This window comes from Blautia sp. Marseille-P3201T (assembly GCF_900120295.1).
Lineage (GTDB): Bacteria > Bacillota > Clostridia > Lachnospirales > Lachnospiraceae > Blautia.
Genome location: NZ_LT635468.1, coordinates 328,170 through 350,285, shown reverse-complemented (window position 1 = coordinate 350,285; position 22,116 = coordinate 328,170). Strand labels below are relative to the sequence as shown.

Sequence of the window (22,116 nt, the reverse complement as noted above, 5' to 3'; positions counted from 1 at the left end):
AGAAATAAGACGTTTTACTACTAAAAAATGAGCATTATTCGTTAGCGCAATCCACAAAGTCTTGCCATTTCATCTTCGTTGCCCTCCCACATTGGTGCTTCATCAGATACAGGTGTTGGAACAGATTCCATTGCGTCTCTAAGCTGTTCAACCGATGGCTTTGCATAGTAGCTTTTGGTTGTATCAGTTCTGGCATGTCCTAATACTGTAGAAACAAGCTCAATGGCGATTCCATCCTGATAAAGATTTGTGGCTCTGGTCCGGCGGAACATGTGACAGTGAACCGAATTCGGAAGGCTAATCCCTGTTTCACTGACAAGAGCTGCATATTTTTTTATAATCCGCTGGACATTTCCAACGGACATCCTGTCTGTTACACCTTTTATCGTTGTGGAAAATAAATATGCTTCTTTGGAAGAATTACTGTGATATACACGTATATATTCCCTAAGGTGTTCGACTGCTTTAGCTGTTAATTGTATGGTTCTCTCTTTGTTACCTTTGCCGGTTATGAAAATATTGGGATATTTTGATTCCATTGCGATATCACATAAGCGAATGTTAAGCAGCTCACTGATTCTTACAGCTGTATCGTAGAGAAGAATCAAAATAGCACGGTCTCGTACACCGAATTTCGTATTCGGCGGTGCGGACAGTATTGCAGCAAGTGCATCATCGGACAGAATAGGTTTTTCTTTTTTAATGGTTTTGCATGGTGAGATCTGACTGATTGCCAGGGCAACTGATTGGATTGATATGTCCATATCCGAGGCATAGTTCAGATAGGCACGGATAGCCGCAACTCTTACATTTACAGTGGATGGCTGGCTGCCATTTGCAAGCAGATATTCTCTAAAATTATAAATACATTCTTTGGTGCAATCGGAAAACTGAAAGGTACTTATGGACTTACCTAATTCACCTACAAGGTAGTTTTTAAATATTGTAAGGGAATCCCTGTAGGATTCTGCTGTAGCCTGACTGCGCCCGGCCTGCTTTACCAAATAAACATTTAGAAAGTTCCATGTTTGAGAAAAGAACAGCTGGTCAGTCGATATCTTTGCTGATTTATTCTTCATAGGGAATCACCTCCGGAATGACCTTTCCAGACACTGAATCTTTCTCTCGGATAGTATCAAATGCCTTTTCTACAAGATGATAGTAATAATACGTTTCATCAGGACTTTTGTGTCCAAGGTATCTGCTTAAATATGGGAGCATAGTGTTTGTATCAATTCCCTGATGCATCCACTCATTAAATCTCTCTACTACAAAAGCATGGCGTAAACAGTGGGGTGTCGGATGTTTATCAATCATCTTGGCAACCGGAAGCATAGCCCAATGGCGGTTAAAACTTGATTCCACTCCAGAGCACGAAACAGGCTTATGTGGATCTTTTCCCGGAAAAGCCCAGTCAATTCCGGGGAAAAGCATTTCCTGATGTTCTTTATAGTTTTTAAGTACCGGAAGGCTATCCTGTGGAAGATATACAAGGCGGTCCTTGTTACCTTTTGAGCCAAGGACAGTAAGGATTCCTTTATCCAAGTCTATGTGCTCCCATTTTAGCAATCGCCCTTCTGACAGACGCAGACCACAGCAAAATAACAAGAGAAAAAGAATCTTGCACTCTCTATCGAGTCTAAATTGTTCTGAATTATGAGACGTGCGGATATCCATTTTCTGTAGCAGTTCCTTAACTTCCTCTTTTGATGGAATGTAAAGAACCGGACGATAAGCCTTGCAGAAAAAATTAGGAATGTATGCTTCCTGACCAAGGGAAAGAATATATTCACTCAGCACTTTCACTATCGACATACGGCGATTATGATAGGCATCTCCTTCGCCTGGTCTGGCTTCAGACCATTTGGCTGCCATTTCATAGGTGACTGTTGTCAGTTCCGGATAATTCTGTACGCAAAAGGTATCAAAGCGTTTTAACAGCTTTTCTTCGGAATTATAGGCATATCCATCAGCTCTCTTTTGCTGTATAAGTCCTTCGATATGATGTGCCAGACCGCTCTCAAAAATGTATGTCATGATAAAACACCTCCAAATTCCAGAGGGCAGAGCCTCATTTTATCTTCGTCACGTTCAAGATATACCTCAGCAGTTTCCTGACGTGCATGCCCGAGAGCATTAGAAATATCATCAAGTTTGTTGTCTGCCCGAAGCATTCTTGTGGCAAATGTTTTTCGTGTCATATGAAAGCCCTGACCAGCAGATAATTCAAATCCATATTCAGCAAGTATTCTTTTTAAAGCTCCACGGCACGCCGTTGTAACTTTAAGCGGGAAATATGGTGCCTGATGGCGGATAAATATATATCCGTTGCCTGTGACAGCCGATTCCGGGCGTCCATTCATGATGTATTTATATACTGAATTACCTACATCTGTTGGAACTGGAAGCGTTATTGCTTTTCTTGTTTTCTGCTGAATGAAAGAAACCGTTTTGTTTTTCCAGTCAAAATCATTTACCTGAAGCTTTAGGATGTCTGCTCCCCTGATACCCATTCGAAGTCCAAGCATGACCATGGCTGTGTCCCTGAGTTCCATGGGAGTAGAAGCTTTCTCACGATATTCATATATTTTCTCGACCATATCATCGCTCAGAACATCAACTATGCTGCGATGAGGAGCACAGCTTGCAGATACTGCAAAAGCAAGTGTTGGTGAAATCAGATCCTGGTCAGCCATGTACCGTAGAAGCTGACGAAGCTTGGTTCCATATGCATTTTTACTTTCCGGGGTCGAATGGACATCATGGTTATGAAATGCTTTAACTACATCGGGTGTTATGGAAACTGGATTATCTATTCCATTGTCTTCAAGATATTTGAAGAAACGGCATCCGGCTGCCCTGCACATGGTAAGTGTCTTATCGGTCATTCCATCCCGCCTGCGGCTTTCTATGAAACCATCAAGGATGCTTTTACTCCATGATGGAAGATGATCAGACGCACGCTTCGGCTCAGCGATTATGTTGGATTCCATTATGCCCTGGAGATACTTTTCAAACATTCTGATAGTGTGTGAACGATGAGCTGATACGGAACAGCTGGCTTTGATCTGATTCGGACAATCCGGAAGTATATCTATCCATGATGTCACAGTTCCTGCCGAGTGTTCCAGATGGTTAAGTTCCAGGAACATGAAATACCATGTGAAATCATTGCGATAAACAGCTTTTGATGATTCCCTATATTTCCAATCGTCCAGAGCGTCAAGATATTCATCAGCTTTAAGCTCAAGAGGTACACTCGGATGAAATGCGGTACCTGTTTTAGAAAGTCTCATATTAAGCAGTTTTTCAACGTTCTCACCAAAAAGAACCAGCTGATAACACTCTGGAACATCACCTCTGCGGTGAAGATATTTCATAAGTGCTGTCATGGCACATACGGCGTTCTGACGTCTGGCAAGAGATTTACGGGATTTGCAGTAAGTATTCCAGTATTCGATAAGAGTATCTATTGTTATTGCTTCCGGCTCTGTAACTCCAAGGGAAGTAGCAAGCCTAAAGAACTCTTTGATGGCAACAGAATACGTATGGTAATAGCAGGGATTCTGTGTGGTCGCATAGTATTCTTCCAACTCATATGTCAGGCGAAAAAAGGATTCCGACATTCCGCTTCGGCAGAAAAAACTGTCTTCTGAGCGGCAGAAAGAATTTTTGATATTTCCAAAGAGCAGGTAATGCTCAAGACGGAACAGGGCATTTCTATATTGAGAACACGTCTCATGGGAAATTTCCTGTTTTTTAATCTCAAGCCAGTCCAGTGCGGCATCCATTGAAAAAGGAATGCCCTTATCCATCAGGTACTTGAAGAGTGTAGTATAACAGGTTCTGTGCATGTCTATATTTTTACATGCACTGTCTGGCTGCTTCATCATATTAAGAACTGATGAAATAGCATCTAAATAGTTTATTTGCATATCAAATGCGCTCCTTTCCGGTTTCCCATTCGAGGAGAAACCTAATAATAGCGTATCTGATAATGCTCATCTTTTTTACAAGAAAGTGAGGATTTATGGGAAATAATTTAAAAAATCAACATTATAAAAACATGGGTATAATGCTTCAAATGGATACATTAACATTTAAATCAGAGTCAGTCGCGTATTGTGTATGTTCTGCGTTTGAATTAGATACATCAGAATATAGTTTTCCGTATATTGCAGGTTGGAGCAGTGGAAAAGAAATGAGAGAACTGAAAGCTTCTATGGATGTGATCCGTAAGACAGCCGGAGAAATGATCGATGAACTGACGGAAAAAATAGAAATGATGCTGGAACAGAAACAAGAGAAATTACTTGCGGCAGTAGAAGCTGCCGGATACCGTTTTGTAAAAGAAGAAAGCAATTCCCAACATCTGCAGTTTATTCCGGACGGCACGCATAGGATGCAGGGACATTTATTTGCAAAATCCTGGAATGAAGTGGAACGATGGGTAGAAGCAATCATAGAAAAAGGAGATCCGATCCAGAAAGAACGTGTAGAACGAGTAATATATCCGGAACGGTTTGAACAAAGTTTTGAAGAAATGATGTTTACAAGAAAAGAATGCAGGCTCTCTATCTATCATTTGGATGAAAATGGACCTGGAAGAGATCAATTATTTGTGGGAATGGAAGACTTGCAGAAAAAAGGGATCATGGTAACTGCTGATCAGTATCGATGTGTTTATTCCAGCCAGTATCTGCCAAATGAAGATATGAATGCGATTTACAGTATTTTTAATGATGATCCACCGGCGGATTATAAGGCACACTCTCTGTCTGTCAGTGATGTTGTGATCATGAATCAGAATGGGGATATGAAAGCATTTTTTGTGGATCGCTTTGGATTTCAGGAACTTTCGGATTTTGTAGAAGAGAGAAAAAAGATACTTGGAATGGAAAGTGACATTCAGAAAAAGGATATCTTAGAGCAAACGAGCTGTATCAGCTTCTATGCGGCAGAATGTTCAGAGTTTCCGGTATTAGGAGAAGTTCATCATGATCTTACTTTGCCGGAAGCTTTAGAAGCGTATGAGAAGATACCTGCAGAACGGATGAATGGGATCAAGTCTGTTGGATTTAACCTGCAGGAAGGAAGCGATTATGACGGAATGATGGATCTGATGGTCGGCGGAAGATCACAAAGAGAGATCTTAGATTCCATCCCATTTTATAAGGAAAATAAATTGGTACAGACTGCACTCAAATGTGTGGAACAATATATCGAAGAGAAGTCTCTGAATGCAGAGAAAACCGAACCAAAAGAAGAAAAAAGTCAGGTACAGAAAACCAAATCTCAAAAGAGAAGGGAGGAGATGAGCTTATGAGTAAAGTGAAATTTGAAGAAGATGAATTAGCGGTTGTGGCACTTTTTCGGGCGAATACAAGAAAAGATACAATCGATATTTTGAAAGATACCTTAGAAGTGTTGGAAGAAATGAAAGAAGATCCATTGGAAGACGATCTGATGGAAACCATTGCATCCGCGATCAGTAAGTTACAGATGATCGAAGATAAATATTATTATTCCCTGGATCTGAATGCTTATCTGAATAATTTGGAGGAGGATTCTTATGAAGGATAATCAATTTGCAGTTTACCGGGTAAACCGTAATTCGGAGGGGAGAGAACTCTGGCATCTTTCTTATCAAGAAGCGGTAAGCAGAAAATTACCAATACGGATTGAGTATTATCGGCAGATGGATATCAGACCGTTATTGCCGGGAGAAACCGCGATTGCGTTATGGAAACGTATGAAAGAGTCCTGTGAAGTCAGCGATGTGCTTGTCCTGAACCAGAATGGGGAAGTCTACTGCTATTATGTTAATGAAGACTATCTACAGCTTTTATCCGGATTTATCCGATTAAATCCATCGGGTACATTGGTCACGTTGGATACGGAAAATTACCGCATTAGTGGAAAATCGGGAAACTGGATGGCTACGGATGATATCATCATTGATGGAAAGCAGTTTTATCTCATGGAACATCAGGAATATCACAGGCAGGTTGCCTATATCATCTTAGACAGTTATGGAAAGATGATCATGGAGGAGTGTCAGAATGGATTCGATGAAAAAACCAGGCAGCAACTTCATGAAGTTGTAAAGGGAACGGAACAGGCGAAAGAAGAGACGAAAAAAAGTAGTGTTCGATTGGAGCATTACCAGAAGTTTTTTGAAAATGGGACTTATGAGAGATGCTGGGAATCCGGAACAGAAGGAAATTATAATATGGTGGATGGACAGGTAAACAATCTGAAAAGTGCAGAAGAGAAAAGTGAGGAAAGAAAGCCTGCACAGAAGCCATACCAATCCTCAAAAAAGAAACCAAAGAAAAGAGAGTCGGTAATCAAGAGATTACGGGAAAAACAGATTGCAATCGCTGTGAAATCAGGAAAACCGGTACCGAGATATTTGGAGCAGGATATGGAAAGGAGGAGAGGATAAATGCTATGAAAATGTCAAAGTATGAAAACGAAACGATTATCCTGACAAATGAAGAAGATTCGTATGATTGTGTTTATGCATTTAATCTTTCTCCTAGAGGAGTATATACCTTGAGTGGGTAAACAACATATCTGATTTATATGAAGGAGAATATTGGAATATCAATTTTGTTCACTAGCTAGAATGGGTATGATGAATATGGTAACCTTAATAAAATAAGAAGTAGTGTTATGAAAAAATTGATAGTATTTGCTAGTGACTTGTTATTAGCTACACCGTTTTTATAGAAAAACCAACATATCAAGCGTAGGTGCCTGATTTTAGAGTGGATTGTGTCTACCGGATGTTCATTCTATAAAGATTGGTAGGAAATGCTGGATTGCTATCATTTTACTTTATTTTAAAAAGGAAATTTATCTATGACTCTGACTAGATGACAGATAAAATATTATTGGTTACTGAAGATAGTTGGCTGAGATTTTGATTTATGGAATGAAATATTTGCTTAATCTGTGAAAAAATTTTTATAAATAAATCTTGATAATATAATTAGTGTCTGCTGAGCAAACTGAAAACACTTGATTTTACTGACTTTTGCCACATTTTCTGGTATAATGATTGCAAGGATTTTGACAAAAACAAATCGTTTTTCTTGCAGTTTTCTTACAGATTTTAAGTATAAAGGGGCTAAAACAATGTACAAACCGATCGACAAGTTACAACATTCATTCCTCGATTTCAACCAACCTATGGGACTCCACATGAATCCGGATAACCGCTGGGTCAGACTGGCTGACCGAATCCCATGGGATGAATTCGAAGTAAAATATGCCAAGCTGTTTCCAAGTGATACGGGTAATGTTGCCAAGCCTCTTCGCATGGCATTAGGAGCCCTGATCATCCAGACCAAGTTCCAATTTTCCGACCGTGAGCTTGTGGAACAGATCGCTGAGAATCCGTATCTGCAATACTTTATCGGGCTTCCCGGTTTTCGGGAAGAAGCTCCGTTTGATGCAAGTACACTGGTTCTTTTCCGTAAACGCATTTCAGCAGATATGCTGATGGAAGTAAATGAGTATCTTCTTGCTCACAAGGAGGATGACAAAGATGACCATACTCCTCCATCCGTAGGAAAATCCGGTGATGATGGTACTGCAAAAGAAGATACAAACAAAGGGACTCTGACACTTGATGCAACCTGCGCACCTGCAAACATACGTTATCCGCAGGACATCTCGCTTTTGAACGAAGCAAGAGAAAAGCTGGAAAACATGATTTACTGTTTTTGTAAATGTTATGGTCTTAAGTTGCCAAGAAGATACCGCAAACGTGCCAGAAAAGAGTATCTTGCATTTGCCAAGAGCAGAAAGCACACGGCAAAGAAAATCCGCAGCGCACTCCGCAGACAGCTAGGCTACGTGAAAAGAGATCTTGGCTATCTGGAACAGTTCATGAGTGATGGATACGCCATGACAGGTAAGGATATCGGCCTATATCTTACCATCATCAGGCTGTATGAACAGCAACAGTATATGTATGATAACAGAATCCATTCTGTAGAGCATCGCATTGTAAGCATTTCGCAGCCATGGCTTCGGCCGATTGTCAGAGGGAAGGTCAAAGCACCTGTTGAATTTGGCGCAAAATTTGATCTCAGTCTTGACAGCGAAGGTTATGGGCGCCTCGAAAAAATATCTTTCGAGGCATACAACGAGAGCACCTGCCTGATTGAAGCAATAGAACGCTTCAAAGAGCGTACCGGTTATTATCCAGAACGTGTCCTGGCAGATCAGATATACCGGACCAGGGAAAACAGGAGTTATTGCAAAGAGCATGGGATCCGGTTATCAGGTCCAAAGCTGGGCAGACCAAGCGCCACAGCAAAAGTTGATAAAAAACAAGAGTATCAGGATAATACCGATAGAATCGAAGTGGAGCGCACCTTCAGCCTGAGCAAACGCTGTTATGGTATGAGCTGCATTACCACAAAACTGGAAGAAACGCAGTTGACATCTATCGCATTATCTGTATTCGTGACGAATCTGTTCAGGATTCAGAGGCGAATACTTTGTGCTCTTTTGCATCTGTTCCGATTCTGGCATGACCGGAACAGATGTAAGAGTTGGAAGTTACAGATAGCTGCTTAATCAGCAGACACTAATTAAAGAGACTATACTTAATTTGTGGAAAAAGTGGAGTTGGTAAATCGACTATAATTAATCTAATTTTGGGATTTTGGGATCCTAATTACGGAAAGGTATTACTCAATGGAATAGATATAAAAGAGTATAATATTGAACAAGTACGCGATAGTTTTTCTATTGTGTCACAAAAAACATTTTTTTCACATGATACAATATATAATAATCTTACAAATGGAAATCAGAATTTTGAGGAAGAATTAATCTATAAAATACTTAAAGAAGTTGAGATGTATGATGAAATAAATAAATTACCAGAAAAAATGAATACTATAATCGGTGATGACGGAATGACATTATCAGGCGGACAAAGACAGAGATTGGCTATAGGAAGAGCATTGTTAAAAGAATCAAATGTGTTTATTTTTGATGAACCAACATCGGCATTAGATTTAAAAACAGAACGAGTTATTGCCAAGACGATTGAAAATATTAAAAATAAAATTGTGATTATAGTTTCGCACAGTAATGTTTTTGATAGTATTGTTGATACTATATATGAAGTAAAAAAGAATGAGATTATAATAAAAAGAGGTAAATAATATGGCGATTAAGACAGTGGATTTGTGTAAGATTTACGAATCAGGCGAAAAGGAGATAAAAGCATTAAATAATGTTAACGTTGAAATAAAAAAGGGTGAACTTGTCGCAATAATTGGAAAATCAGGAAGTGGAAAGACTACATTATTAAATATGATTGGGGGGTTGGATACACCAACATCTGGGGAAATTTATATTGGAGAAAAAGAAATCTCTAGATTATCAGACGACGAGTTAACGGAAAGTAGAAGAAATAGAATAGGCTTTATTTTTCAAAATTATAATTTAATCCCGGTTCTTAACGTATATGAAAATATTACTTTTCCAGTTCAATTAGATGGAAGAAAACCAGATGATAATTATATTGAGGATATGTTAAAAGTTTTAGAAATATCTTCAAAAAAGACTGCATTACCGTCTAGTCTTTCAGGAGGACAACAACAAAGAGTTGCTATTGCACGTGCTTTAGTTAATCATCCAGAAATTGTATTAGCGGATGAACCAACAGGAAATTTAGATATGGCAATGGGAAATGAAGTGATAAAATTTCTGAAAAAGATGAATGAATTATACAATCAGACTATAGTTATTGTCACGCATGATCAAGATATTGCGGCACAAATGGATAGAATAATTACGATTGCAGATGGGAGCGTTATAAATGATAAGGAAGTTTGCATTAAAAACAGTAGTAAAAAATAAAACAAAAAGTATTTGTGCGGTAATAGCTATGCTCCTTACAACAATTATGTTTTGTACGTTGTACACAACGGTTATGGGAATACATAATGCCCAGGAATACAGCAATATAAAATCAATAGGTACTACAGGACAAGTTGTACTCAAAGATTGTAATGAAGAAACAGAAAATGCTTTTAAGAAAATTAAAGAAAATGACATGGTTGAATCGGTAGGATATAGGCAATATCTTGCTGATGTTATTAATGAAGAATTAAAATATGAAGTTGAATTTTCTTATGAGGATGCTAGCTATGCGGAACATTGTTTTCAACAATTGACAGGTGGACATATGCCTTCTGCAATGAATGAAGTTGCAATGGATAGAGAAACCATGAAAGCATTGGATATAAAAGCTAAAGTGGGGGAACCTGTTCTATTAGACTTAAAAATTGGAACGGAGCATTTCAAAAAAAAGTTTATATTGTCAGGATGGTTTAATGAAAATAGCGCAACAGAAATTAAAACAGGTCAAATTATTGTGTCGAAAGCTTATGATAAATATTGGAATGAAAATTATCAAAAAGAAGATTTTTATGGTCAGACAACGATAGATATTCTTTTAAAGGATAACAAAAATATTGAAAAACAGATAAGTATGTTGCTGTCAGATGTTGGAATCAATGATAAGGTGGATTACTCTATTAACCCGGGATATACGGACCAGAGTATTTTAATGGAAACGGATAATTTGATCATTTCTATTGCAGGTATAGCGATTATTATAATAATCGGATTTTTAATAATACATAATATTTTTTATATTGCCGCACTGAAGGAAGAAAAGGAATATGGTCGTTTGAAAGCGTTAGGAATGAATAAAAAACAGATTGGTAAATTTGTAAAATGGCAAGCGGCATATTTACTTATGATAGCAGTTCCAAGCGGTGTGGTTTCAGGATATTTTATTGGTAAAAAACTGATACCAATACTTTTATCACAGACTAATTTACGGGGAGTTGAAGGAGTAAACTTAATTCAGATAAAAGATTTTTTAATAGTTCTAATATTAACGATAATTTTTGTAGTGTTTACTACAATTATTAGCATATACGGACCGTTAAGAAAAGTAAAATCTTTATCTCCGGTAGAATCAGAAAAAATAGAATTAAAGTTAAAAAAAAATACCAGAACTGCATCAGATGGAAATAAATTATACAAATTTGCTTATCAAAATATAAAAAGGAATAAAAAGAATGTAGTGCTTGTAGTCATGAGTATTACATTTACAATTATTTTCATCGGTATTTCATATTCTTTAATTGGCAGTTTTGATATTAATAAATATTTATCAAAAATGTTATATTCTGATTATAGAGTGGGTACCGAAAATTTCTTTACGAGTAACTATCTGTTGTCTGATGGAACAGTAGCAAACATTCCTAAGAAGGTTATAAATGAAATAAAAAAAGAAAATATTGTAAAAAAAGATGGAATTGTTTATGGAAGTTGTGATGATGCTTCGTTTTCCATTAATGGCTTCGATATGAAAAGAGAGGATTATGTTCTCAATATTTATGGTATTGACAAGTTTAATATCCGTAAAAATATGTTTGTTGAAGACAATGTGGAGCTTGCTTCATTTTATAAAGGAGAGGGGATTTTCGAGGGCGTATGGTTGAATGAAGATGGAAGTATTATGCAGACTAATGAGGTACACAAAGTAGGAGAGTCTATAACAATACAAACTTCTGATGGAAAACAAAGGAAATATACTGTTTTGGGGCATGTGAAATTAGGGGAAGGTGTTATAAATTCTGGCATATATGGAGATGATACATTTGAATTATATTTATCTTCCGATTCATATAAGGATCTTATAGAAGATCCCAAAATCATGGTATATTCTTTTAATGTAAAAAAAGGAGAAGAAAGTCATGCAAAGGATATAATGAATGCACTTTCAGAAAACTATTCAGAAATTGATTATCGTTCAAAAGAGAGTTATACCGCAGAATTTCAAACGCTGAAAACAATCGTTGAAATGGTGAGTGTCATATTATGTATTGTTTTTTCAATCATTGCTGTTGTAAATCTAATAAATATATTTTTAACAAGTGTTGTAATGAGGAAAAATGAGTTTGCAACGTTAAGAAGTATTGGTATGACACGAAGGCAAATGCGAAAGGTACTTTTGTATGAAATTTTATATTATACAAGTGTTTCCGTGATTTTTGCAGTCTGCTTATCGTTTACGGTATCAATGACTATAATTAAAAATATATGCAACAGTATGGACTTTTTGTCATATTCTTATAAAAGTGATATTTTTGTAGGAATATATGTCATTATATTTATTATAGATTTATGTATGGTTTGTATTATAGAAAAATATATGAATAGGGATGCGATAGCGGTTCAATTAAAGAATTAGACTTCATAGTTTTTGCATTTACTGAGAATCGTTTGCATCATGAATAAATAATGATGAATCGTTCGAGGAAATCATCATTATTATCTTACCCCATATAATCACAGTTGTTTTCTTAATTATTAGGCAGTATGGATTACGAGGATAAATACTATGAAATTATCAAAATATGAAAAAGAAACCAACCGATTATTCTGACAAATGAAGAAGAGAGACAAATATAAATGTAATGTAAAACAGTCCATAGTGAAAGTTTTTTGAAGAACCTAATTTTTTAGAAAGATTTTTTTCGATTTTTTGTATATTATTAGATGAAGCTACCCTATCTCTACAACGTCAATTAAGTGTTCTTTCACAAAAAGGAACATAGTTTATTATTGCCTAACACTCCTATTCAAACTCCTTTATGTATGATAGATTTGGACGCTAATCATTGTAGTGTTTCCTTTCTGTTCATTATTCTGAGTGTGTGAGGTGTCGAATCATAAATTATTCGGCACCTCTGATTTTGAAGGGAAGATTATTCACCGGTACTTCCAAATGCACCGGTATCTCTTGCCTCTCCAAGACCAAGAACAAAGTCAGCGATTAGAACAGGCGTGATAACCAGTTGTCCTACACGGGTATCTTTGAGGAGTGTCTGGGATTCTGAACTAACATTGCTGATGATGGCATGAATTTCTCCACGATATCCAGAATCAATCGGTGGAAGTTCGCAGACCAGTCCTTTTGCAGCCATACTGCTTCTTGGAAAGACATACCCGGCGTATCCATCCGGAATCACAAGACCAAATCCTAAAGGGATTCTTGCAATTTCTCCAGGCTTTAATATACAGTTATAAGGCATATATACATCAGCCCCTGCATCGTTTTCATGAGGTCGGAAGGGATAATGATCTTTTTCTAACCCAAAGTCGATCAATTTAATCTTCATAAACAGCTTTCCTCCCTTCTACGAGCAGAGGATAATCTGCTCTCATTATTTCTAATGGAGACCAGTCTTTTGGGATGGGGATTCCACAGGACATAGCACCTTCTTCACAACATCCCCTCTGGCAGAAAGGACCGGTCAGCTTCGGTGAAAATAACACCGGATCAAATTCATATAGTTTCTGCCAGATGTCCAACATTACAATTCTTGTTTCGTCGGTATTTCTTCTGCAGATCCGCTGACTGATCATATGTTTCCACTCATAAGGTGTAGCACAGATGATCAGAATATTTCTCAAAGCATGAGGGAGGGCATATCCGGCAGAATCATGATGAAATCCCACAGAACATAATTCCCGATAACATCTGAGATCCGATAAACAGCTTTGCAGATAGAGATCAATGTATCTCTGCTCGGAAAAAAGGATTTCATATGGGATTGCAAATGCAGCTTTTTCTGAATAGTTGCTATATTGCAGAGATGCACTCATGAATTTTACTTCGTTTTGATGACGAGTGATCTGTGCAAGAAAACGTCTGCTTGCACCTACAATCGCAACGGTGATCACCGTAAATTTCTGTACGGTTGGATGGGGAAGACTGGCAATCCGGTCTACGGTTTTATCCGTAAAAGATTTTTGATAAAGAGCCATAAGATCATCCATGTTTTGAATGGAATGCCCCTGTTGGGTAAGCCTTGCTGCGAATACCATGTTTTGAGCTGCTTCCTGAATGGTATAACTATTTAAAATCTTTGTCTCAATGTGATCCATAGGCTTGTTCCTCCTTTATCAATGCTTTCAGCAGAATGAGATAGTTGATGCAGTCTGTGATCTTCTCATCCCATTGTTCTAACTCAAACTGGAGCAGAGAAGAGTAACACATGTCATAGAGAGATACGACATGCTTCGACATCATTCCGGCCAGAGCAGCCTTAGGTGTACATCCCTGTAATGAGGCGGCGATTTTAAATGCACTCAGGCGGTCAATGCGGTCTCCTGTGTATTCTTTTTTCTTGTGTGCCAGCACATCGGCACATTTTCGATATTGTTGTTCCAGGACAACATTAAATTCATTTTGTGTCATATTGTAATTCCTCCTTCGTAAAATGATTTATAATTCGGGTTCCTGTGTCTTTTGTTTTTTTGGAACCTGGTTGTGTAGAATTGCTTCCACATTCTTGTCTACGGTTCTTAAATCTTGTGTCAGATCCTTTAGAGATCGGATGGATGATTTTTGCTGGTCGATCTGTTCCTGTAAGCTGGCTTTTTGCTCCTTCAATGTTTTGATAGGAAGTATCTTTCCGTTTGGATAAAAAGATTTCAGCCAGTCACGGGCTTCTTCATATGCCTGAATTTCAGCGGTGTGTTCCTTTCGGAATCTGCCTTTGTTTTTTGCTTTTAAAAAATCGGTATAGATTGCTTTATGCGCAAAATATTGTCCGGTGTAATGGATCTGACGGTTGATGCTTTTCAAATCTGTATTCATTTCCATAAGCCGATCTGTTGCCTGATCTAACTGTTTTTGAGATTTGGAAAAGGCATCTTTTAATTCGGTTTGGGTATTGTATCCATGTTCTTGCACGTAGATAATGGTATTTGCCATTTCCTGAAGATTGGATATTTTTACCCGATGCGCATATGCAGGACTTTGCATTGCTTTCACATTTTTCTGAAGATCTAGCACCAACCGTAAATGCGATCTGACATAAAGAATGGTTATTGGATCTTTTTGTGAGAAGAGCTGTTCTAAATGTTCTTTGCCGTATTGAGTTCCCAAAGCCTTCTCAGTAATTCGTTTGTCCCGATCCGGATGGAGATAACGATATCTTCCTCTTTCTTCAATGACGGAAATCTGATATTTTTCAAAAAGCAGAGATTGGAATTCCTGAAAGCTTTTAGAATGCGAGCTGCATTCTTCGATGGCATTCCTAAGTTCTTGCTTCTGTGTCTGAAATGTAGTGGCAGTTGGTTTCAACCCATCTGCAATGATTTTTTTGTTTGTCTCTTCTAATTTTTTCTGTCCGGATTTTTGCGCCATATATTCAGCCTGTGTGATTTTTGTTTCAGCCGGAGAGAGAAGATCAACCTGATGAAGTCCCTCCTGGATGCACATATCCATAATTTCCTTTTTGAAATAATTCAGGAATTTATTTGTGGATCGGTGCTTGTATCCGGCAATTTCTTCATGGGGCTTATCCATGTAAGGTAGCCTTTTGACAGCTTCCTTACGGACGCTGTTGATTACAATGTGCGTATGGATATTGCCAGAACCATTGTGACCATCGGTATGTGTCACGATAAGAGCCTGATATCCCGGAAAAATTTTCTTTGCAAGTTCTAAAGACAGAGCCTGTGCTTTTTCTCCCGTCAGATCACATTCAATAGCATCGGCAGGATCATAACTGATGATATAGTGATGACTTTTGATTTCAGATCTGTTTCGGTTCTTTTTAAAATGTTCATTACATTCGTAGCATTCAACATCAAAAGTATCGGGATTACAGTTTAGACCATCCACATATAATTCATCTCTTCGCAGTGGCCGATTAAATTCATCGAGAATCATTTTTCCGGTTGATTCATCATGCTGGAAGATGAGATAATTCAGAGCATCTGAATAGTTTGCATTCCGACTTTTAATATGTTTCACTATTGCCACGATAATCACCTATCATTTTTAGCAGTTCCTTTTTTAACCTATATAGGTCGTAAAGGCATTGCTGGATTTCGTTTGTTACAGATTTAGAGTACGCTCCTCCTGTATTGAAATATTTTGCGATCTGATTGAGATTAGAGCCGATTTTTCCATACTCTGCTAAAAGCATTTTTATTGTCTTACTTTCAATTACAACCTCATAGCGTATTGCTATTTTGTGATCTAAAATCAAGTTCCTCAGATAATCAGAACGGGATAATTTCGCCTGAGAAGCGGCATGATTGACTAACTCTAATTCAATGTCACTTAGTCTTAAACAAATGATATTAGAGTGTTTCATTTCATTTCTTTTTTTCTTCGGTGCCATGTTCCTCCTCCCTTAATTGAGTGCTTCCAACTTCATGGCTCTCCACTAGAAATATCAGCTGTCCCTTCTGATACTTCTAGTGTTGCGCACACATTTTATGTGGAAGCCAATCTGACATTTTGCAAATGTCAGTATCGAGGGTATGGGGAGCGAAATCCACATCAAGATAAAACTCAAAGTAATGGGAAAGCCAAAATGGCGATACCGTATTACTGGGTGGATCTTGCTCTTGAAAGATTAACCCTCTCATATAACGAAAGGCTCAGGGCAGAAAATACAGGGTGAGATAGAAAAAAAGTAAAAAAACTGCTATACTACAATTCAGAACAAAGCAAAAAAAACGATTTTGAGAATAGAGGTATGAAGAAAATGGTAAAACCAATTATGAAAGATATATTTTTTCTGGGACAAAAATCTGAACCGGCAACAAAAGCCGATCTTCAAGTTGGAAAAGATTTAATGGATACGTTAGCTGCGAACCGTGAGGGATGTGTTGGAATGGCAGCGAATATGATCGGTGTGAAAAAAAGTGTCATTATTGTAAATATGGGATTCGTAGATGTGGTAATGTTTAATCCTGTATTGGTAAGAAAAGAATCACCTTATGAAACTGAAGAAGGATGCTTATCTCTTACAGGAGTGCGTAAGACAACGAGATATCAGATGATAGAAGTTGAATATCTGGATATGAATTGGAAGAAACAGAAATTGAAACTTGACGGTTGGACCGCACAGATTTGTCAGCATGAGCTGGATCATTTGGAGGGCATACTGATTTAAGCCGAGAGAAATTTACAGGAGTGATACTTTATGGGAACGGAAAGAACAGATGAATTATATAAGGTTTTACTTACCAAAGGATATCCGAAAGAACTTTGTGCAGAAATAGCCTATAAGAATCTGAATACAGATTATACAGCGACCAGGATGTTGGGATACTTGTATCGTTACACAGAGCCTAGACTGGAAGATGTGATAGATGAAATGATTGCAATCCTAAGTGACCGGGAAGAAATCATAAAGAAAAAAGAAATGGAGCAGGCGCAGGCTGTTATAAATGAGATTTATAGAAATGGATTATAAATTTTTTTATTAGTACCCTGTAAAAATCCTCTTTTTCCTTTCGTTATATAGAAGGATCTTTTCCTTCCTATATGAAAGAAGAAAGAGGGTTTTTTATATGTCAGAAAAAAGATGTTATACCGTAAAAGAGATTCAGGAGATTTTAGATGTAAGCCGCCCGACGGTCTATGCATTATTAAAGAAAAAAGAATTCCGATGGATCCAGTTGGATGGAGGAAAGTATAGAATTTCAAAAAAGAGTTTTGATGACTGGCTTGATAAACAGCCGGAGTAAAAAATCTGGGATGTTGGTTGAGAGAAAAAGTCGCAATCGACATCCTAATTTTTTATTTGAAAATGATGTATGATGCAGAAAAGAAAGGAGAGTCGATCAGATGAATCAAATTGTTATAGAAGAAACCGCGTTTGAAGAAGTGCTTTCTGAAATAGAGGAAAACAGTAAATACAAGAGGCTTCCTCCGAAGGAAAAAACGTGGATGACAGTTCCGGAGATGGGAAATCTTTTGGGACTAAAGAAGACAGGCAGATACTGGCTGGTTCAGAAAAATTATTTTGAATGCAGAGAAATCGCAGGACAAATGAGAGTGAATATTGCCAGCTTTGAAAAGTGGTACGCAAACCAGGTGAAGTATCAGAAAGTGAATGGGGAAGAACCGGGAAAAAATCTGAAAAAATGGTCTTATTCCATATCAGAAGTTGCCAAAATGTTGGGGATTAGTGAAACTACGGTTTATGATCTGATTAAACGTGACGGTATAAAAACAGTTACTGTTGATTACTGGATCAGGATTCCGAAAAAATCTTTTCAGGAATGGTATGAGAAGCAATCAAAATATCGCACACAGAAAGATAGGGAAAAGGACAAGGAGCTGGAGGGAGCAACAATTACCATGCCGGAAATGGCAAGGCTTTTGGGAATTCCAAGACGTCAGGTATATGAGATTTTGAAAAATTCCAAGTACAGTCATTTTTTTGAAACGGTTGTAATCGCAGAAAAGAAAAGAATTACAAAAGAGAGTTTTCAAAAATTTTTAGAAGGACAGGATCATTATAAATTGGATCCAGCCAACGATTATGAAGAGCTGTCAATGGAACAAAATTTTAGTCTGGCAAATTACAGGCGAAAGAAATTAGCCAAAACCGGAGATCGTAGTAAGAATGGAAATCTGAGTTATCTGACATTTGATGAGGCAGCGTTTCTTGCAAAGGTCAGTAGAGGGATGATTTACAAATGGATGGATGATGGGAAATTTTCAGCAGTGAAGATTGGAAACATATCCAGAGTAAAAAGAGATGAATTTGAAGCTTGGTTGGAAGAAAGGAAAGGGAATTAGCATGGCATCGATCAGAGAACGAAACGGAAAATTTAATGTGATCTATAACTATAAGGATGATTCCGGTAAACGGAGACAGAAGTGGGAAACATATGATACAAAAGCAGAAGCAAAGAAGCGAAAAAGAGAAATCGAATATAAACAGGAAATGGGCGCACTTGTTGTGAGAAAGTGCAATACATTGTCGGATCTGCTCACGGAATACGTTTCTTTGTATGGAAAAGAAAAATGGGCATTATCCACTTATGAAGGGAATGTAGGGCTGATCAGAAATTATATTGAGCCTATGATTGGCTCTGTAAAACTTTCGGAGATCAACACCCGCTTTATGGAAAGATATTATCAGGGGTTGCTGCAGACAAAAGCAGTCGGAAATCCGGTGAAAGGGAATAAGAAAAATGAATTTGTTTCTGCGAGTACCGTCAGAGAAATCCACAAGCTGCTTCGCAATTGTTTTGAGCAGGCAATCAAATGGGAGATGATAGAAAAAAATCCTTGTACCTATGCAACGGTGCCGAAACATAAATCGCAGAAACGGGAAATCTGGACAGCAGAAACTTTAATGTATGCAATGGATGTCTGTGAAGATGAACGGTTGAAGCTGGCAATTAATCTGTCATTTTCCTGTTCCCTACGATTAGGGGAATTGCTTGGTTTGACCTGGGACTGTGTAGATATTTCTCCGGAAGCAATCGAAGAGAATCGAGCTTATGTTTATATCAATAAGGAAACACAACGGGTAACAAAGGAAACTCTGAAAAATCTGGAAGGGAAAGATGTGTTGCTGGTTTTTCCTTCGCAGCATAAAACCAACAAAACTGTTCAGATTTTGAAAACACCAAAGACAGAGAGCAGTATCCGTAAGGTATTTCTTCCAAAGAGTGTTGCAAATATGTTGGTTGAATGGAAAGCGGAGCAGGACGAAGTAAAAGAAGTCTTAGGCGAGGAATATATAGATTATAATCTGGTGATGGCAACAACCTTTGGAAATCCCATTGGTACTGGGGCAATCAGGGGGCAATTAAATAAACTGATTGAAGAGTATAATCTTCCACCGGTTGTCTTTCACAGTTTGAGACACAGTAGCGTGACATATAAATTAAAACTGAATGGCGGAGATATCAAAGCGGTTCAAGGGGATTCCGGGCATTCACAGGTAGATATGGTAACAGATGTATATTCCCATATTATTGATGAGGATCGAAGACGAAATGCAGAATTATTCGAGGAAGCGTTCTATGAGAAGAAAAATCTGGATCCAAAGATGCGAGAGGAAACCACAACTCAGACAGTAGATGTGCCGGATGATGTGGATGCAGAGCTGCTTGCAAAAGTATTGGCAAATCCGGAAATGAAAGCACTATTGGCTTCGTTAGCGAAGACGATGAAGTAATACCGGCGTTTATTTTTCTATTTCTATCATGTATAATGGTAGAAGAGAAAATTGATTTTGGGCTCTCTCATGAAAAATTTAAAGTAAATCAGCGGAATATTGATGGATATGAGAACAAAGAATATAATATGATAATACATATAAAAAGGAAGGGATTTTTATGCTGAATATTTATTATGGTGATATGAAAGAAGCTGTATATAATACATCGGCTTATTTTAAATATGATTATGAAGACAGTTGGATTGTAGATCCTTTTGTGAAAGAAATGATTCAGGATGTAGATAAGTCAACAGTTTTGGATAGTGGAGTAATAGACAGTCCGGTGTTGGGAAAGATTCCTCCAACCGGGTTATCCGGAGGAGTGAAAACGTTAATCCTTTTTAAATTTAATAAAGATAAAATTTTCAATGCATCAACCTGTGGAGATAACTGTGCGAAATGGCTACTTAAAATTGCAGAGTCGGAAGACAGGACTGTAAATCTGCGGCATTTGATGGATTTTGGTAAGGAACCTTTTACGATCCGTATTTTGAATACCAACGAAATTGTTCACTCTATGAAAGAACTGGTACCGATTGCGGGAGAATTTGTCTAATGGAGGGGTGGTACGATGAGAGGGAAACATAGAGTTATTGTATCAACAAAACGCTTAAAATATGATTTTGAAATTCGGAGAAATTTGACGATCATTCGCGGGGACAGCGCTACAGGAAAAACTACTCTTGTAGACATGATTCAGGAATATGTGAACAATCCGACAGGAAGTCCGGTAGATCTGATATGCGATAAAAAATGTTATGTGCTGGAAGGTGCTTTGTGGAAAGGACAGCTGGCGGAGATTACTGACAGTATCGTATTTATTGATGAGGGAAATGATTTTATTAAGACCGAGGAGTTTGCCGGAGAAATTCAGAAAACAGATAATTATTATGTGATTGTAACGAGGGAATCACTGCCGACTTTACCTTATAGTGTGGAAGAGATTTATGGAATCAGAACATCTGGAAAGTATGGAACATTGAAGCAGAGCTACCATGAATTTTATCGGATATATGGGACGTTTACTCATGAGAAAGACGTAACACCTGAATTGGTAATAACAGAAGACAGTAATTCTGGATACCAGTTTTTCGATTATGTGTGTCGGGAAAATCATTTGCGATGTGAAGCTATGAATGGGAAATCCAATGTATTTCATTATTTGAGAGAGCATAAAAGTGAGAGAATGCTTGTCATTGCGGATGGCGCTGCTTTTGGATCAGAAATTGACCGGGTATTAAGGTTAATAGAAGGATGCGAAAATGTGGCATTGTATTTACCGGAGTCTTTTGAGTGGCTGATTTTATCTGCCGGAATTCTGAAAAACAATTATGTGCTGGAAATATTGGACGCTCCATATGATTATGTGGATAGTGAAGAGTTTTTCAGTTGGGAAAGATTTTTCACATCAGTTTTAATTGATGAAACGAAAGATACATATCTTGCGTATATGAAAAAGAGACTGAATCCGGCATACCTACAGGATGTGATTAAGGAGATAATCCTTAATAAAATGGAAAAGATCAGACTGACATGGAAAAAATAAAAATGGCTGCAATTATAATTTAGTAGTCAAAACACCGTAGACAACCAGTCTAAAGTACGGTATTATATTTATAGAAATCAATTCAATTTCATATTGTTTATCATTCTCGAATGCTTGAATGATGGTAGCCATATTTTTCATAATGGTGGTGACACGAAGGTATCCCCCAGGTGTTAGCTGATGCAAAGAATCTGCTAATAAACAGGTCTTATCTAAGACATATATGTGGGGTACAGGAATTGACTTGATTTGACTCGGAAGTAGAAAAAAGCCTTGACTTTCAAGGGCTTATAATGATAGTTCTTGTCCGGAATTGACAGCACCTGTTCGCTCTCCTAAGACTCAATTATAGGTTCGATTCCTATACGGGACGGTTAGCAAAAAGCGTTTGATTATTAGCAGAAATGCAAATAATGGGGCGCTTTTTTGCTTGAAAGAAAAAAGATGACAGAAGAGATGTATTTG

22 protein-coding genes are annotated in these 22,116 nt (G+C 37.7%); 14 read left to right on the top strand and 8 right to left on the bottom strand.

All coding sequences use genetic code 11. The features are described 5' to 3' along the window. Positions 1-41: 41 nt before the first annotated feature. Genes BQ7352_RS04610 through BQ7352_RS04600 form a run of 3 tightly spaced genes read right to left on the bottom strand, consistent with a single transcriptional unit; the run spans position 42 to position 3,935 of the window. A complete protein-coding gene (locus tag BQ7352_RS04610) occupies positions 42-1,079 on the bottom strand; it encodes a tyrosine-type recombinase/integrase (RefSeq protein WP_072447356.1) in 1,038 nt (345 codons plus the stop codon). Beyond that, positions 1,069-2,037 carry a tyrosine-type recombinase/integrase gene (locus BQ7352_RS04605; protein WP_072447355.1) on the bottom strand — a complete coding sequence of 323 codons (969 nt, stop codon included), beginning with the start codon at positions 2,035-2,037 and terminating at the stop codon, positions 1,069-1,071. The genes BQ7352_RS04610 and BQ7352_RS04605 overlap by 11 nt, the downstream gene beginning before the upstream one ends. Beyond that, positions 2,034-3,935: a tyrosine-type recombinase/integrase gene (locus BQ7352_RS04600; protein ID WP_072447354.1), complete on the bottom strand. Its 1,902-nt coding sequence runs from the start codon at positions 3,933-3,935 to the stop codon at positions 2,034-2,036. The genes BQ7352_RS04605 and BQ7352_RS04600 overlap by 4 nt, the downstream gene beginning before the upstream one ends. A 95-nt stretch (positions 3,936-4,030) precedes the next feature. Here BQ7352_RS04600 and BQ7352_RS04595 point away from each other — a divergent pair, with 95 nt between their 5' ends. The 7 genes from BQ7352_RS04595 to BQ7352_RS04565 all read left to right on the top strand — a co-directional run bounded on the left by BQ7352_RS04595 (position 4,031) and on the right by BQ7352_RS04565 (position 12,301). Next, positions 4,031-5,326, top strand: a complete 1,296-nt coding sequence (locus BQ7352_RS04595) for a YodL domain-containing protein (RefSeq protein WP_242948523.1) — start codon at positions 4,031-4,033, stop codon at positions 5,324-5,326. Then, positions 5,323-5,583, top strand: coding sequence for a hypothetical protein (locus BQ7352_RS04590; protein ID WP_072447353.1), 261 nt, complete (start codon positions 5,323-5,325; stop codon positions 5,581-5,583). The genes BQ7352_RS04595 and BQ7352_RS04590 overlap by 4 nt, the downstream gene beginning before the upstream one ends. Then, positions 5,573-6,448, top strand: coding sequence for a DUF4316 domain-containing protein (locus BQ7352_RS04585; RefSeq protein ID WP_072447350.1), 876 nt, complete (start codon positions 5,573-5,575; stop codon positions 6,446-6,448). Before BQ7352_RS04590 ends, BQ7352_RS04585 begins: the two co-directional genes overlap by 11 nt. A gap of 695 nt (positions 6,449-7,143) precedes the next feature. Further along, entirely contained in the window at positions 7,144-8,595 is a 1,452-nt protein-coding gene (locus tag BQ7352_RS04580) for an IS5 family transposase (protein ID WP_024853381.1), read from the top strand. A 32-nt stretch (positions 8,596-8,627) separates the two neighbouring features. Beyond that, a complete protein-coding gene (locus tag BQ7352_RS04575; protein WP_083429847.1) occupies positions 8,628-9,191 on the top strand; it encodes an ATP-binding cassette domain-containing protein in 564 nt (187 codons plus the stop codon). Position 9,192: 1 nt separating this feature from the next. Continuing rightward, the gene (locus BQ7352_RS04570; protein WP_072447346.1) at positions 9,193-9,891 is read left to right on the top strand and encodes an ABC transporter ATP-binding protein; all 699 of its coding nucleotides are present in this window, start codon (positions 9,193-9,195) and stop codon (positions 9,889-9,891) included. Continuing rightward, positions 9,851-12,301, top strand: a complete 2,451-nt coding sequence (locus tag BQ7352_RS04565) for an ABC transporter permease (protein WP_072447344.1) — start codon at positions 9,851-9,853, stop codon at positions 12,299-12,301. The genes BQ7352_RS04570 and BQ7352_RS04565 overlap by 41 nt, the downstream gene beginning before the upstream one ends. 517 nt (positions 12,302-12,818) lie before the next feature. On the opposite strand, the gene BQ7352_RS04560 is transcribed toward BQ7352_RS04565, so the two are convergent. Genes BQ7352_RS04560 through BQ7352_RS04540 form a run of 5 tightly spaced genes read right to left on the bottom strand, consistent with a single transcriptional unit; the run spans position 12,819 to position 16,253 of the window. Further along, entirely contained in the window at positions 12,819-13,232 is a 414-nt protein-coding gene (locus BQ7352_RS04560; protein ID WP_072447342.1) for a dUTP diphosphatase, read from the bottom strand. After that, complete coding sequence (locus BQ7352_RS04555; RefSeq protein WP_072447341.1) at positions 13,222-14,001, bottom strand: FAD-dependent thymidylate synthase; 780 nt, start codon at positions 13,999-14,001, stop codon at positions 13,222-13,224. The genes BQ7352_RS04560 and BQ7352_RS04555 overlap by 11 nt, the downstream gene beginning before the upstream one ends. Then, positions 13,988-14,314 (bottom strand): hypothetical protein, encoded by a 327-nt coding sequence (locus tag BQ7352_RS04550; protein ID WP_072447339.1) that lies wholly within the window; start codon positions 14,312-14,314, stop codon positions 13,988-13,990. The genes BQ7352_RS04555 and BQ7352_RS04550 overlap by 14 nt, the downstream gene beginning before the upstream one ends. Before the next feature lie 27 nt (positions 14,315-14,341). After that, positions 14,342-15,889 (bottom strand): relaxase/mobilization nuclease domain-containing protein, encoded by a 1,548-nt coding sequence (locus BQ7352_RS04545; RefSeq protein ID WP_072447337.1) that lies wholly within the window; start codon positions 15,887-15,889, stop codon positions 14,342-14,344. Next, a complete protein-coding gene (locus BQ7352_RS04540) occupies positions 15,867-16,253 on the bottom strand; it encodes a plasmid mobilization protein (RefSeq protein ID WP_072447335.1) in 387 nt (128 codons plus the stop codon). Before BQ7352_RS04540 ends, BQ7352_RS04545 begins: the two co-directional genes overlap by 23 nt. A gap of 369 nt (positions 16,254-16,622) precedes the next feature. Between BQ7352_RS04540 and BQ7352_RS04535 the strand changes: the two genes are divergently transcribed. From BQ7352_RS04535 to BQ7352_RS04505, 7 genes are all read left to right on the top strand, one after another. Then, positions 16,623-17,033: a peptide deformylase gene (locus tag BQ7352_RS04535; RefSeq protein ID WP_009247020.1), complete on the top strand. Its 411-nt coding sequence runs from the start codon at positions 16,623-16,625 to the stop codon at positions 17,031-17,033. A 30-nt stretch (positions 17,034-17,063) separates the two neighbouring features. Next, positions 17,064-17,336, top strand: coding sequence for a hypothetical protein (locus tag BQ7352_RS04530; RefSeq protein ID WP_072447333.1), 273 nt, complete (start codon positions 17,064-17,066; stop codon positions 17,334-17,336). A 97-nt stretch (positions 17,337-17,433) separates the two neighbouring features. Continuing rightward, complete coding sequence (locus BQ7352_RS04525) at positions 17,434-17,610, top strand: helix-turn-helix domain-containing protein (protein ID WP_009247018.1); 177 nt, start codon at positions 17,434-17,436, stop codon at positions 17,608-17,610. Positions 17,611-17,710: 100 nt separating this feature from the next. Further along, on the top strand, positions 17,711-18,670 hold the full coding sequence (locus tag BQ7352_RS04520) for a helix-turn-helix domain-containing protein (RefSeq protein WP_072447330.1): 960 nt from the start codon (positions 17,711-17,713) through the stop codon (positions 18,668-18,670). A gap of 1 nt (position 18,671) precedes the next feature. Then, positions 18,672-20,063 carry a site-specific integrase gene (locus BQ7352_RS04515; protein WP_200791363.1) on the top strand — a complete coding sequence of 464 codons (1,392 nt, stop codon included), beginning with the start codon at positions 18,672-18,674 and terminating at the stop codon, positions 20,061-20,063. Between the two features lie 160 nt (positions 20,064-20,223). After that, a complete protein-coding gene (locus BQ7352_RS04510) occupies positions 20,224-20,661 on the top strand; it encodes a DUF4869 domain-containing protein (RefSeq protein WP_022238954.1) in 438 nt (145 codons plus the stop codon). 15 nt (positions 20,662-20,676) lie between these two features. Further along, complete coding sequence (locus BQ7352_RS04505) at positions 20,677-21,651, top strand: translation initiation factor 2 (protein ID WP_072447325.1); 975 nt, start codon at positions 20,677-20,679, stop codon at positions 21,649-21,651. Positions 21,652-22,116 lie beyond the last annotated feature (465 nt).